This is a genomic window from Xenophilus azovorans DSM 13620, assembly GCF_000745855.1.
Classification (GTDB): Bacteria; Pseudomonadota; Gammaproteobacteria; order Burkholderiales; family Burkholderiaceae_C; genus Xenophilus; species Xenophilus azovorans.
In genome coordinates this window covers 1-12,045 of sequence record NZ_JQKD01000031.1, presented here as the reverse complement: position 1 = coordinate 12,045, position 12,045 = coordinate 1, and the positions used below count along the sequence as shown (strand labels likewise).

The following is a 12,045-nucleotide window of genomic DNA, read 5'->3' as shown; positions in this document are numbered from 1 at the left end:
ACTCAGGCCATCCGCCAGCGGAAAGTGGCCGCCCGCATGAAGTGACTGGACAGCGTCAGCCGGCGCCGCACGCGCAGCGCCTGCCCGTGGTCCGGCTTGGCCGGCGGGGGAATGGTCGAATCCGAGGGCGGTGCGGCGGGCGTGGCGGGTCCGCGATCCGGCTCCACGGGCAGTTCGGCCGGGTCGTCGGGCGTGATCGGCGCGGGCAGGTCTGGCATGGCGGCCTCCTTTGCCGGAGATGATGCGCCGATTCGGCCGGCGCGCAGCAGGCGGAGGCCGCCGCGACCGTGCGTCGGCCGGGGACCACGCCACGTCGGGGCCGCGGCATCGCGCGGCGTTTCATCGGCCTTGGACGCGACGCGCGGCCGCGCCGTCACGGCGGCCCATCTCCCGGGCCGTCTGCGCGAGCCAGCGGTCCGCCTCCGCCTGGCCGTGGTCGTGAACGCGGCGCCTGTATTCGGGCGCCAGCGAACGCATCATGGCCTGCTGATCCCGTTCAGCCCCATGCGGCGCCGTCCCTTGTGGGTTGCGCTGCGCCCGGCGGGCGCGATCCGCCTTGCATACGCCTTCATCCGGCCATTGCGCGCAGTACTTCCTCATGGTCGGCGACAGTTCGTCCGAGGCGTGGCCACCCTTGCCGATGTTGCGCGTGCCGCTCAGCGTGGATTGCCCCAGGGCCGTCGCGCCCATGCCGGCGCCCAGGTCCATCGAGGCGCCGGGATCGAACTGCGCCCATGCCTGGCTGGCGCAACACGCGGCCAGCGCCACCGCGCCGAGGATCGACATGGATTTCATGAGGGCTCCTTCCATGTGGGCCGGCGATGTCGTGCGTCGCTTTCGGACGGAACCATTCGACGGCCCGGCCATCGTGCCCGTTCGGCCGTGCCGAATCCACCCCCCGCGGGGCGGGAGGCGGATGAGTCGGGAGGATCTGTGTGAATGGTGGGCGATGCAAGGTTCGAACTTGCGACCCCTGCAGTGTGAATGCAGTGCTCTACCACTGAGCTAATCGCCCTGGCGGCGGCGCTGTGTGCGCCGTGCCGGAAAACTGGAGGGAAGGCCTGGGGCCTCCCACCGGTGGCATGTCCGCGCTGTTGCGCGAAGCCTCGCATTATGCCACAGCTTGCGCGCCGTCCTGGCGAAAGAGTGTCTTGCCGCCGCTGGCCTTGTCGAGGTCGGCCAGCATCCTGTCGTGCTCGGCCAGTTCCGACTCGGAAGCCGTCAGCACCGGCAGCACGAAGCTGCTCAGGTCCACCGCCACGATCGCCGCGCCCTGGGCCGGCTCGTCGCTGGGCGCGACGTCGATCAGCAGGGCGTCCTGCCCGCGCGTGAGGTTGATGTACACGTCGGCCAGGAGCTGCGCATCCAGCTTGGCGCCGTGGTAGGTGCGGTTGGACCGGTCCACGCCGAAGCGGTCGCACAGCGCGTCCAGCGAATTGCGCTTGCCGGGATAGACCTGCTTGGCCATCGCCAGCGTATCGGTCACCTCGGCCACGTAGCTGGCCAGCGGCTGCAGCCCGGCGCGCTCGAACTCCTTGTTCAGGAAGCCGACGTCGAAGGCCGCGTTGTGGATGATCAGCTCGGCACCACGCAGGTACTCCACGATGTCCTGCGCCCGCTCGACGAACTTCGGCTTGTCGGCCAGGAACTCGCTGGTCAGGCCGTGCACCTTGAGCGCGTCCTCGTGGCTCTCGAGCTCGGGGTTGAAGTACAGGTGCAGGTCGTTGCCCGAGAGCTTGCGGCCCACCAGTTCGACGCAGCCCAGTTCGATGACGCGGTCGCCGTTCTCGGCCGAGAGGCCGGTGGTTTCGGTGTCGAGGACGATCTGGCGCATCATGCCCTCCGCCGGGCCGCCCCAAGGAGGGCATGCGCCCCCTCGGGGGGCAGCGAATACACGCAGTGATGAGCGTGGGGGCTGATGGTCATCAGTGGTTTTCCTTGGCGTGGTTGATCGAGTACTTCGGGATCTCGACCGTCACGTCGTCTCGGCCCAGGATGGCCTGGCAGGACAGGCGCGAGGTCGGCTCCAGGCCCCAGGCGCGGTCGAGCAGGTCCTCCTCGGCCTCGTCGGGCTCGCCCAGCGAGGCGTAGCCCTGGCGCACGACGACGTGGCAGGTGGTGCAGGCGCAGCTCATCTCGCAGGCATGCTCGATCTCGATGTCGTTTTCCAGCAGCGCCTCGCAGATGGAGGTGCCGGCGGGCGCCGTGATCTCGGCGCCCTCGGGGCAGTATTCGGCGTGGGGGAGGATCTTGATGATGGGCATGGTGGCCGTTGCCGTTCTTCTCAGACCGATTCGATCTTGCGCCCGGCCAGGGCGCGGGCGATGCCCTGGTTCATGCGGCGCGCGGCGAAGGGCTCGGTGCCCTCGGCCAGCGCCTTGGTGGCGGCCTCGATGGCCGCGGCGTCGCTACCGGCGCGGGCGCGCTCGAGTTCGGCGACGAGGGTCTCGATGGCCTCGCGCTCGGTCGCATCCAGCAGCGCGCCGTCGGCCGCGATGGCGCTGCGCGTGGCCAGCACCATCCGCTCGGCGTCGACGCGGGCCTCGACCAGCGCACGCGCCTGCATGTCCTGCTGGGCCGTGGAGAAGCTCTCGCGCAGCATGCCGGCGATCTGCTCGTCCGTCAGGCCGTACGAGGGCTTGACGGTCACGCTGGCCTCCACACCGCTGCTCTGCTCCTTCGCGCTCACCGACAGCAGGCCGTCGGCATCGACGGTGAAGGTGACGCGGATGCGCGCCGCGCCCGCCGCCATCGGCGGGATGCCGCGCAGGGTGAAGCGCGCCAGGCTGCGGCAGTCGGCGACCAGGTCGCGCTCGCCCTGCACCACGTGCAGCGCCAGTGCGGTCTGGCCGTCCTGGTAGGTGGTGAAGTCCTGTGCCATCGCGGTCGGGATGGTGGTGTTGCGCGGCACGATGCGCTCGACCAGCCCACCCATCGTCTCCAGGCCGAGCGAGAGCGGGATCACGTCCAGCAGCAGCAGGTTGCCGGCGTTGTCGTTGCCGGCCAGCTGGTTGGCCTGGACGGCGGCGCCCAATGCCACCACCTGGTCGGGGTCGAGGTTGACCAGCGGCTCGCGGCCGAAGAACTGCGCCACCGCGCGGCGGATCTGCGGCATGCGCGTGGCGCCGCCGACGAGCACGATGCCCTGCAGGTCCTCGGGCTTCAGGCGCGCATCGCGCAGCGCCTTGCGGGCGGCGGCCAGGGTGCGGTCGGTCAGGGGCCGGGTGGCCTCGTCGAACTGTGCGCGCGTGACGGTGCAGCGCAGGTCCGCGCCCCCCAGGCGGGCGCTGAACTCGGTGGATTCGTCGTCACTCAGCGCCTCCTTGGCGGCCCGCGCCGCCACCAGCAGCGCGGCCCGGTCCTCGCCGCTGCGCGGCGTGGCGCCGGTCTGGGCGAGCACGGCCTCGGCCAGCGCGTGGTCGTAGTCGTCGCCGCCCAGCGCGGAGTCGCCGCCGGTGGCGATGACCTCGAACACGCCCTGCGTCAGCCGCAGGATGGAGATGTCGAAAGTGCCGCCACCCAGGTCGTAGACGGCGTAGACGCCCTCGCTCGCGTTGTCCAGCCCGTAGGCGATGGCGGCGGCCGTCGGCTCGCTGATGAGGCGCAGCACGTTCAGGCCGGCCAGTTGCGCCGCGTCCTTGGTGGCCTGGCGCTGGCCTTCGTCGAAGTAGGCGGGCACGGTGATGACGGCGCCGTGCAGGTCGTTGTCGAAGGTGTCCTCGGCGCGGTAGCGCAGGGTCGCCAGGATCTCGGCGCTGACCTCGACCGGCGACTTCAGGCCGGCCGCGGTGCGCACCTGCACCATGCCGCCCTCGTCCGCCAGCGCGTAGGGCATCGCCTCCTGGTGCGCGATGTCGGCCAGGCCGCGCCCCATCAGGCGCTTGACCGAGGTGATGGTGTTGGCCGGGTCCTGCGCGCGGGCCGCCAGGGCCTCGTGGCCGATCTGCCGCCGGTCCTGGCCGAGGTAGCGCACGGCAGAGGGCAGCAGCACCCTGCCCTGGTCATCGGGCAGGCACTCCGCCACGCCGTTGCGCACGGCAGCCACCAGCGAGTGCGTGGTGCCCAGGTCGATGCCGACGGCGATGCGGCGCTGGTGCGGGTCCGGCGCCTGGCCGGGTTCGGAGATCTGGAGAAGTGCCATGGGAAGCGCCTATTGTCCCAAGCGGTCGAAAGCCGCGTCGGCCTCGTCGGCGAATCGCTCGATGAACATGAGGGCTCTGACCTGCTGGGCCGCGCCGGGGTAGTCGCCTTTCTCGTCGATCAGCCAGTCCAGCGACGAGAGGGCGCGGGTGCGGGCCGCATCGACCTGGACCTGCAGCGCCTCCAGCGCGACCAGGTCGCCGGCTTCCTCCAGCGCCTCGCGCCATTCCATCTGCTGCACCAGGAACTCCGGCGGCATGGCGGTGTTGCGCTCCGCGTCGACCGGCGCGCCGTTCAGCTCGCACAGGTAGGCGGCGCGCCTGAGCGGGTCCTTCAGCCGCTGGTAAGCCTCGTTGATCCGCACCGACCACTGCATCGCCAGCCGCTGCGCCGCCGGGCCCTGGGCCGCGAAGCGGTCGGGATGCGCCTCGCGCTGCAGTTCCTTCCAGCGCGCGTCCAGTGTGGCGCGGTCCTGCGCGAAGGTGGGCGGGACGCCAAACAGCGCGAAATCGGTGTCGGTCAGTTGCATGCGAAACGGTCGGGCGCCCCGACGATAAAAAGCCGCCGGAGCGCGGCGGCTGGCACGGCGAGGCAGCCGGTGTTCAGATCCTGAAGCTCTCGCCGCAGCCGCAGCGGTCGCGCTCGTTGGGGTTGTTGAAGCGGAAGCCCTCGTTCAACCCCTCGCGCACGAAATCCAGCTCGGTGCCGTCGATGTAGGCCAGGCTCTTCGGGTCGATCATGACCTTCACGCCATGGTCCTCGAACACCACGTCCTCGGGCGCCACCTCGTCCACGTACTCCAGCTTGTAGGCCAGGCCCGAGCAGCCGGTCGTCTTGACGCCCAGGCGCACGCCCAGCCCCTTGCCTCGCTTGGCGAGGTAGCGGGTGACGTGGCGGGCAGCGGCTTCGGTCAGCGTGACGGCCATGTCGGTGCGCGGCCCTTCAGTGGACATCGGCGGCGGCCGTGGCGCCGTGCTTGGCCTTGTAGTCGTTGACGGCGGCCTTGATGGCGTCCTCGGCCAGGATCGAGCAATGGATCTTCACCGGCGGCAGCGCCAGTTCCTCGGCGATCTGCGCGTTCTTCAGCTGCGCCGCCTCGTCCAGCGTCTTGCCCTTGACCCACTCGGTCACCAGCGAGCTCGACGCGATGGCCGAGCCGCAGCCGTAGGTCTTGAAGCGCGCGTCCTCGATCACGCCCGTGTCGGGGTTGACCTTGATCTGCAGCTTCATCACGTCGCCGCAGGCCGGCGCGCCCACCATGCCGGTGCCGACGGTCTCGTCGCCCTTGTCGAAGGAGCCGACGTTGCGGGGGTTCTCGTAGTGGTCGATGACCTTCTGGGAATAAGCCATGGGGTTACCTCTTGTTCTGGTGCGATTCGGTTCAGTGGGCGGACCACTGGATGGAGTTCAGGTCCACGCCGTCCTGGTACATCTCCCACAGCGGACTGAGCTCGCGCAGCTTGGCGACGTTGTGGCGGATGGCCGAGACGGCCGTGTCGATCTCTTCCTCGGTCGTGAAGCGGCCGATGGTCATGCGCAGGCTGCTGTGGGCCAGCTCGTCGCTGCGGCCGAGCGCGCGCAGCACGTAGCTGGGCTCCAGGCTGGCCGAGGTGCAGGCCGAGCCGGACGACACCGCCAGCCCCTTGATGCCCATGATCAGCGACTCGCCCTCGACGAAGTTGAAGCTCATGTTCAGGTTGTGCGGAACGCGGTGCGTGAGGTCGCCGTTGATGAACACCTGCTCGATGTCCTTCAGGCCGTCCAGCAGCCGTTGCTGCAGTGCGCGCGCCTTGGCGAGGTCCTGCGGCATCTCTTCCCTGGCGATGCGGAAGGCCTCGCCCATGCCCACGATCTGGTGGGTGGGCAACGTGCCCGAGCGCATGCCGCGCTCGTGGCCGCCGCCGTGCATCTGCGCCTCGATGCGCACGCGCGGCTTGCGGCGCACGTACAGCGCGCCGATGCCCTTGGGGCCGTAGGTCTTGTGCGATGCCAGGCTCATCAGGTCGACCGGCAGCGTCTTGACGTCGATCTCGACCTTGCCGGTCGCCTGCGCCGCGTCGACGTGGAAGATCACGCCCTTCTCGCGGCAGATGGCGCCCAGGGCCGGGATGTCCTGGACCACGCCGATCTCGTTGTTCACGAACATCACGCTGGCCAGGATGGTGTCGGGGCGGATGGCGGCCTTGAACTTCTCCAGGTCGAGCAGGCCGTTTTCCTGCACGTCCAGGTAGGTCACCTCGAAGCCCTGGCGCTCCAGCTCGCGCATCACGTCGAGCACGGCCTTGTGCTCGGTCTTGACGGTGATGAGGTGCTTGCCCTTGCCCTTGTAGAACTGCGCCGCGCCCTTGATCGCCAGGTTGTCGGACTCGGTGGCGCCGGAGGTCCAGATGATCTCGCGCGGGTCGGCGCCGATCAGCTCGGCCACCTGGGCGCGCGCCTTCTCGACCGCCTCCTCCGCTTCCCAGCCCCAGGCATGGCTGCGCGAGGCGGGGTTGCCGAAGTGCTCGCGCAGCCACGGGATCATGGCGTCGACCACGCGGGGATCGACCGGCGTGGTGGCACCGTAGTCGAGGTAGATCGGGAAATGGGGAGTCACATCCATGGCTTGCTCGTCGGGGCGTGGGGGTCGTCGTTGTTCTGGCGCGGCCCTCGGGGGCCCGCCGCTTTCAGAAGTCCGTCGGTCAGGTCTTGGCCAGGGCGCTGCCCAGCGCGAACACCGAGTTGGGCGCGTTCACGCGGATCGGCTTGACCACCGGCTGGCTGGAGATCGCCCGCTTGGGGGTCGGCTTGCTCTCGATCTGCACGCCCTTGGCGATCTGGTCGTCCACCAGCTTCTGCAGGGTGACGGAATCGAGGAACTCCACCATCTTCTGGTTCAGCGAGGCCCACAGCTCGTGCGTCATGCAGCGGCCGGCCTCGCCCAGGCAGTTTTCCTTGCCGCCGCACTGGGTGGCGTCGATCGGCTCGTCCACCGAGACGATGATGTCGGCGACGGTGATGTCCGAGGCCTTGCGGCCCAGCGAATAGCCGCCGCCCGGCCCGCGGGTGGACTCCACCAGCTCATGCCGGCGCAGCTTGCCGAACAGCTGCTCGAGGTACGACAGCGATATCTGCTGGCGCTGGCTGATCGCGGCCAGCGTGACCGGCCCCGTGTTCTGGCGCAGGGCCAGGTCGATCATGGCGGTGACCGCAAAACGGCCCTTGGTCGTCAGACGCATCGCAAGCTCCTTTCGAAGTGCTTACCGTGGAAATGACACCCTGGAGACCATCTTCCGGAGTGGCATCGTCTCCGCCCTGCCCGGCCAGGCCCCATCGAGGGGTGAGAGCCGGCCCTTCATCGCGAAGTTCTTCTGTTGTTGAGTATTTCGCTCAAGTTTAACAGAAAACCCCAGGCCATGCTCGGGTAAACCCGATGGGGTCGATGGAGAGCGTCTATCGGTCCGCTCAGGCCCTTTGCCCGCCCGCGGGCAGCACCGCGATGTTGTCGCCACCCGCTGCACCGAAAGCCTGCTCGCGCAGCAGCGCCAACTGGTCGCGCACGCGGGCCGCCTTCTCGAACTCCAGGTTGCGGGCGTGCTCCAGCATCTGCTTTTCCAGGCGCTTGATCTCCTTGGCGACGTCCTTCTCGCTCATGTCCTCGACCTTGGCCCGCTCCAGTTCGCGCTGGATCGCCTCCTTGCCGGACTTCTCGCTGTAGACGCCGTCGATCAGCTCGCGCACCTGCTTGACGATGCTGCGCGGCGTGATGCCGTGGGCCTCGTTGAACTCGATCTGCTTGATGCGGCGCCGCTCGGTCTCGCCCATCGCCTTCTTCATCGATTCCGTGACGGTGTCGGCGTAGAGGATGGCCTTGCCGTGCAGGTTGCGGGCCGCCCGGCCGATGGTCTGGATCAGGCTGCGCTCGGCGCGCAGGAAGCCTTCCTTGTCGGCGTCGAGGATGGCGACCAGCGACACCTCCGGGATGTCCAGCCCCTCGCGCAGCAGGTTGATGCCCACCAGCACGTCGAAGGCGCCCAGGCGCAGGTCGCGGATGATCTCGACCCGCTCCACCGTGTCCACGTCGCTGTGCAGGTAGCGCACCTTCACGCCGTTGTCGCCCAGGTACTCGGTGAGCTGCTCGGCCATGCGCTTGGTCAGCGTGGTGATCAGCACGCGCTCGTTCTTCTCGACGCGGATGCGGATCTCCTGCAGCACGTCGTCCACCTGGTGGGTGGCGGGGCGCACCTCGACCTCGGGGTCGATCAGGCCGGTGGGTCGCACCAGTTGCTCGACCACCTGGCCGGCGTGCTGCTGCTCGTAGGCGGCCGGCGTGGCCGAGACGAAGATGCACTGGCGCATGCGGCGCTCGAACTCCTCGAACTTCAGCGGCCGGTTGTCCAGCGCCGAGGGCAGGCGAAAGCCATACTCCACCAGCGTGGTCTTGCGCGCCCGGTCGCCGTTGTACATGGCCGAGAGCTGGCCGATCATCTGGTGGCTCTCGTCCAGGAACATGATCGCGTCCTTGGGCAGGTAGTCGGTCAGCGTGGGCGGCGGATCGCCCGGCGCGGCGCCCGAGAGGTGCCGCGTGTAGTTCTCGATGCCCTTGCAGTGGCCGATCTCGGCCAGCATCTCCAGGTCGAAGCGCGTGCGCTGCTCCAGGCGCTGCGCCTCCACCAGCTTGCCGGCGGCCACCAGCTCCTTCAGGCGCGCGTCCAGTTCCAGCTTGATGGTCTCGACCGCGCGCAGCGTCTTGTCGCGCGGCGTGACGTAGTGGCTGGAAGGGTAGACGGTGAAGCGCGGCACCTTCTGGCGGATGCGGCCGGTGAGCGGGTCGAACAGCGACAGCGTCTCGATCTCGTCGTCGAACAGCTCGATACGGATCGCCAGTTCGCTGTGCTCGGCCGGGAACACGTCGATCACGTCGCCGCGCACGCGGAAGGTGCCGCGGGCGAAGTCCTGCTCGTTGCGGGTGTACTGCATGCGGATCAGCCGGCCGATCAGGTCGCGCTGGCCGACCTTGTCGCCCACCCGCATGATCAGCCGCATCTCCATGTAGTCCTCGGGCGTGCCGATGCCGTAGATGGCGCTCACCGTGGCCACGATCACCACGTCGCGCCGCTCCAGCACGCTCTTGGTGGCCGACAGGCGCATCTGCTCGATGTGCTCGTTGATGGACGAGTCCTTCTCGATGAACAGGTCGCGCTGCGGCACGTAGGCCTCGGGCTGGTAGTAGTCGTAGTAGCTGACGAAGTACTCCACCGCGTTCTTCGGGAAGAACTCGCGGAACTCGCTGTAGAGCTGCGCCGCCAGCGTCTTGTTGGGCGCGAACACGATGGCCGGGCGGCCCAGGCGGGCGATCACGTTGGCCATGGTGAAGGTCTTGCCCGAGCCGGTCACGCCCAGCAGGGTCTGGAACACCTCGCCGTCGTGGACCCCTTCCACCAGCTGCGCGATGGCCGTCGGCTGGTCGCCGGCCGGCGGGTACGGCTGGAAGAGCTGGAAGGGGGAGTCGGGAAAGGAGACGAACTCGCCCTTCGCGGGGGTCTTGTCGGGCATGGATTCAGGCACTTCGGGCATGGGCGGAAGCGGTGCAGGTGCGGGCCGGCCGGTAAAATTCAACGGAACCCGCCAGCCTACCGCAGGCCAGCCGGCAGCCCAAGCCCTGGGGCCTCCCGGGCATCCCCTCCCTTCCAAGGACGCATTCCAAAATGTCTCTCTTCACCGCCGTCGAAATGGCGCCGCGCGACCCGATCCTGGGCCTGAACGAACAATTCGCCGCCGACACCAACCCGCAGAAGGTCAACCTCGGCGTGGGCGTGTACTACGACGACAACGGCAAGCTGCCGCTGCTGGAGTGCGTGAAGAAGGCCGAGGCCGACATGATGAAGGCGCCCAGCGCCCGCGGCTACCTGCCGATCGACGGCATCGCCGCCTACGACGCGGCGGTGAAGGCGCTGGTCTTCGGCGCCGACAGCGAGCCGGTGAAGTCCGGCCGCGTCGCCACCGTACAGGGCCTGGGCGGCACCGGCGGCCTGAAGATCGGCGCCGACTTCCTCAAGAAGCTCAGCCCCGACGCCAAGGTGCTGATCAGCGACCCGAGCTGGGAGAACCACCGCGCCCTGTTCACCCAGGCCGGCTTCCAGGTCGAGACCTACCCCTACTACGACGCCGCCAAGCGCGGCGTGAACTTCGAGGGCATGCTGGCCGCGCTGAACGCCGCGCCGGCCGGCACCATCGTCGTGCTGCACGCCTGCTGCCACAACCCGACCGGCTACGACATCACGCCCGCGCAGTGGGACCAGGTGGTCGAGGCCGTCAAGACCAGGAAGCTCACCGCCTTCCTCGACATGGCCTACCAGGGCTTCGGCCACGGCATCCAGGAGGACGGCGCCGTCATCGGCAAGTTCGTCGCCGCGGGCCTCGACTTCTTCGTCTCCACCTCCTTCTCCAAGAGCTTCAGCCTGTACGGCGAGCGTGTCGGCGCCCTGTCGGTGCTGTGCGAGAGCAAGGACGAGGCGGCCCGCGTGCTGTCGCAGCTGAAGATCATGATCCGCACCAACTACAGCAACCCGCCCACGCACGGCGGCGCCGTGGTGGCGGCGGTGCTCGGCAACCCCGAGCTGCGCGCCCTGTGGGAGAAGGAGCTGGGCGAGATGCGCGTGCGCATCAAGGCCATGCGCCAGAAGCTGGTCGATGGCCTGAAGGCCGCCGGCGTGAAGCAGGACATGGGCTTCATCACCGAGCAGATCGGCATGTTCAGCTACTCCGGCCTGACCAAGGACCAGATGGTGCGCCTGAGGAGCGAGTTCGGCGTCTACGGTACCGACACCGGCCGCATGTGCGTGGCGGCGCTCAACAGCAAGAACATCGACCACGTCTGCCAGGCGATCGCCAAGGTCGTTGGCTGATCCCGTCGATTCATCCAGCGAGCCGGGCGGCGAGCCTTCGCCGGCCCGGCTTTTTGTCGACCTGGCGCTGGCCAACCCGGCCAACCGCGCCATCCTGGAGCGCCTCCCGGCCCTCGGACTGCCCGACGCCTGGCTGGTGGCCGGCTGCCTGTTCCAGACGGTGTGGAACCTGCGCAGCGGTCGGCCGGCGGCCGAGGGCATCCGCGACTACGACCTCTTCTATTTCGACGCAGCCGACCTGTCGGCCGGGTCCGAGGCGGCCATCGGCAGCCGCGTGCAGACGGCCTGCGCCGACCTGGGCGTGACGCTGGAAGCGAAGAACCAGGCCCGCGTCCACACCTGGTACGAGGCGTACTTCGGGGCCCCCTACAGCCCGCTGCGCAGTTCGTCGGAAGGCATTGACCGCTTCCTGGTGGACGGCACCTATGTCGGCCTGCAGGCCGGTGCCGGCGGCCTGACGCTGTACGCGCCCGACGGGCTGGACGGACTCCTGCGGGGCGTGCTGCGGCCCAACCGCCGCTGTCCCGATGCGCGGCTCTATGCCGCCAAGGCGGCCGACTACCGGCGCCGCTGGCCCTGGCTCAGGGTGCTCGACACGGCGGCGGCGCAGGCTGCACAGCCGGTGCTGGTGCGCGGCCTGTGCACCTCGTAGCCCGCCACACCCGCCCTAGGCTGAATCGACATTCAATCTGTCAGCCAAGCCAGACTTGCGGCCAGGCAGAGGAAGGCCATGAAGTGGGCGGCCTTGCGGTCGTAACGCGTGGCGATGCGTCGGAACTGCTTGAGCCGGCCGAAGCATCGCTCGATCGCATTGCGAGCCCGGTATAGCTTGGCATCGAAGGAGCGCGGCTGCTGGCAACTGCGCGGCGGAATCACGGCTTGAGCGCCCGCCGCCTCGATCTGCGCCACAAAGGCGCGGCTGTCATAGCCCTTGTCGGCAAGCACATGCGTTGGCCTGAGGCCCTTGAGCAACTCTGGAGCCTGGGTGATGTCGTTGACTTGCCCGGGCGTGAGGATC

14 protein-coding genes and 1 tRNA gene are annotated in these 12,045 nt (G+C 68.8%); 2 read left to right on the top strand and 13 right to left on the bottom strand.

Going from position 1 to position 12,045, the window contains the following annotated elements; translation table 11 throughout:
- Positions 1 to 2: 2 nt before the first annotated feature.
- The 12 genes from Q392_RS16750 to uvrB form a co-directional block, all read right to left on the bottom strand.
- Entirely contained in the window at positions 3 to 218 is a 216-nt protein-coding gene (locus tag Q392_RS16750; protein WP_038210208.1) for a hypothetical protein, read from the bottom strand.
- 121 nt (positions 219 to 339) lie between these two features.
- Positions 340 to 795 carry a hypothetical protein gene (locus tag Q392_RS16745; RefSeq protein WP_038210205.1) on the bottom strand — a complete coding sequence of 152 codons (456 nt, stop codon included), beginning with the start codon at positions 793 to 795 and terminating at the stop codon, positions 340 to 342.
- Positions 796 to 940: 145 nt separating this feature from the next.
- A tRNA-Val gene (locus Q392_RS16740) sits at positions 941 to 1,015 on the bottom strand.
- A 96-nt stretch (positions 1,016 to 1,111) separates the two neighbouring features.
- Positions 1,112 to 1,837 carry a DNA polymerase III subunit epsilon gene (gene dnaQ, locus Q392_RS16735; protein WP_038210203.1) on the bottom strand — a complete coding sequence of 242 codons (726 nt, stop codon included), beginning with the start codon at positions 1,835 to 1,837 and terminating at the stop codon, positions 1,112 to 1,114.
- An 88-nt stretch (positions 1,838 to 1,925) separates the two neighbouring features.
- A complete protein-coding gene (gene fdx / locus Q392_RS16730) occupies positions 1,926 to 2,264 on the bottom strand; it encodes an ISC system 2Fe-2S type ferredoxin (protein ID WP_038210201.1) in 339 nt (112 codons plus the stop codon).
- Positions 2,265 to 2,284: 20 nt separating this feature from the next.
- Positions 2,285 to 4,141 (bottom strand): Fe-S protein assembly chaperone HscA, encoded by a 1,857-nt coding sequence (hscA, locus tag Q392_RS16725; RefSeq protein ID WP_038210199.1) that lies wholly within the window; start codon positions 4,139 to 4,141, stop codon positions 2,285 to 2,287.
- A 9-nt stretch (positions 4,142 to 4,150) separates the two neighbouring features.
- Complete coding sequence (gene hscB / locus Q392_RS16720; RefSeq protein ID WP_038210197.1) at positions 4,151 to 4,669, bottom strand: Fe-S protein assembly co-chaperone HscB; 519 nt, start codon at positions 4,667 to 4,669, stop codon at positions 4,151 to 4,153.
- Between the two features lie 73 nt (positions 4,670 to 4,742).
- A complete protein-coding gene (iscA, locus tag Q392_RS16715) occupies positions 4,743 to 5,066 on the bottom strand; it encodes an iron-sulfur cluster assembly protein IscA (protein WP_038210196.1) in 324 nt (107 codons plus the stop codon).
- 16 nt (positions 5,067 to 5,082) lie between these two features.
- Positions 5,083 to 5,490 (bottom strand): Fe-S cluster assembly scaffold IscU, encoded by a 408-nt coding sequence (iscU, locus tag Q392_RS16710; RefSeq protein WP_038210194.1) that lies wholly within the window; start codon positions 5,488 to 5,490, stop codon positions 5,083 to 5,085.
- 31 nt (positions 5,491 to 5,521) lie between these two features.
- Positions 5,522 to 6,742, bottom strand: coding sequence for an IscS subfamily cysteine desulfurase (locus Q392_RS16705; RefSeq protein WP_038210191.1), 1,221 nt, complete (start codon positions 6,740 to 6,742; stop codon positions 5,522 to 5,524).
- 79 nt (positions 6,743 to 6,821) lie between these two features.
- Complete coding sequence (iscR, locus tag Q392_RS16700; protein WP_038210189.1) at positions 6,822 to 7,358, bottom strand: Fe-S cluster assembly transcriptional regulator IscR; 537 nt, start codon at positions 7,356 to 7,358, stop codon at positions 6,822 to 6,824.
- 226 nt (positions 7,359 to 7,584) lie between these two features.
- Positions 7,585 to 9,696 carry an excinuclease ABC subunit UvrB gene (gene uvrB / locus Q392_RS16695; RefSeq protein ID WP_038210187.1) on the bottom strand — a complete coding sequence of 704 codons (2,112 nt, stop codon included), beginning with the start codon at positions 9,694 to 9,696 and terminating at the stop codon, positions 7,585 to 7,587.
- Between the two features lie 131 nt (positions 9,697 to 9,827).
- Here uvrB and Q392_RS16690 point away from each other — a divergent pair, with 131 nt between their 5' ends.
- Both Q392_RS16690 and Q392_RS16685 read left to right on the top strand, forming a co-directional pair.
- Positions 9,828 to 11,027: an amino acid aminotransferase gene (locus tag Q392_RS16690; RefSeq protein ID WP_038210184.1), complete on the top strand. Its 1,200-nt coding sequence runs from the start codon at positions 9,828 to 9,830 to the stop codon at positions 11,025 to 11,027.
- A complete protein-coding gene (locus tag Q392_RS16685; protein WP_051953594.1) occupies positions 11,020 to 11,679 on the top strand; it encodes a nucleotidyltransferase family protein in 660 nt (219 codons plus the stop codon). Before Q392_RS16690 ends, Q392_RS16685 begins: the two co-directional genes overlap by 8 nt.
- 32 nt (positions 11,680 to 11,711) lie before the next feature.
- Here the strand turns inward: Q392_RS16685 and Q392_RS16680 are convergent.
- The coding region (locus Q392_RS16680; RefSeq protein ID WP_038210183.1) for an IS5 family transposase at positions 11,712 to 12,045 on the bottom strand (334 nt) is incomplete at its 5' end.

Excerpts from the sequence above, each read along its gene's own strand:
- Q392_RS16690 (WP_038210184.1), top strand. The coding sequence starts at position 9,828 with ATGTCTCTCTTCACCGCCGTCGAAATGGCGCCGCGCGACCCGATCCTG.
- fdx (WP_038210201.1), bottom strand. The coding sequence starts at position 2,264 with ATGCCCATCATCAAGATCCTCCCCCACGCCGAATACTGCCCCGAGGGC.
- uvrB (WP_038210187.1), bottom strand. The coding sequence starts at position 9,696 with ATGCCCGAAGTGCCTGAATCCATGCCCGACAAGACCCCCGCGAAGGGC.
- iscA (WP_038210196.1), bottom strand. The coding sequence starts at position 5,066 with ATGGCCGTCACGCTGACCGAAGCCGCTGCCCGCCACGTCACCCGCTAC.
- hscB (WP_038210197.1), bottom strand. The coding sequence starts at position 4,669 with ATGCAACTGACCGACACCGATTTCGCGCTGTTTGGCGTCCCGCCCACC.
- Q392_RS16750 (WP_038210208.1), bottom strand. The coding sequence starts at position 218 with ATGCCAGACCTGCCCGCGCCGATCACGCCCGACGACCCGGCCGAACTG.
- iscR (WP_038210189.1), bottom strand. The coding sequence starts at position 7,358 with ATGCGTCTGACGACCAAGGGCCGTTTTGCGGTCACCGCCATGATCGAC.
- hscA (WP_038210199.1), bottom strand. The coding sequence starts at position 4,141 with ATGGCACTTCTCCAGATCTCCGAACCCGGCCAGGCGCCGGACCCGCAC.
- Q392_RS16745 (WP_038210205.1), bottom strand. The coding sequence starts at position 795 with ATGAAATCCATGTCGATCCTCGGCGCGGTGGCGCTGGCCGCGTGTTGC.
- Q392_RS16705 (WP_038210191.1), bottom strand. The coding sequence starts at position 6,742 with ATGGATGTGACTCCCCATTTCCCGATCTACCTCGACTACGGTGCCACC.
- dnaQ (WP_038210203.1), bottom strand. The coding sequence starts at position 1,837 with ATGATGCGCCAGATCGTCCTCGACACCGAAACCACCGGCCTCTCGGCC.
- iscU (WP_038210194.1), bottom strand. The coding sequence starts at position 5,490 with ATGGCTTATTCCCAGAAGGTCATCGACCACTACGAGAACCCCCGCAAC.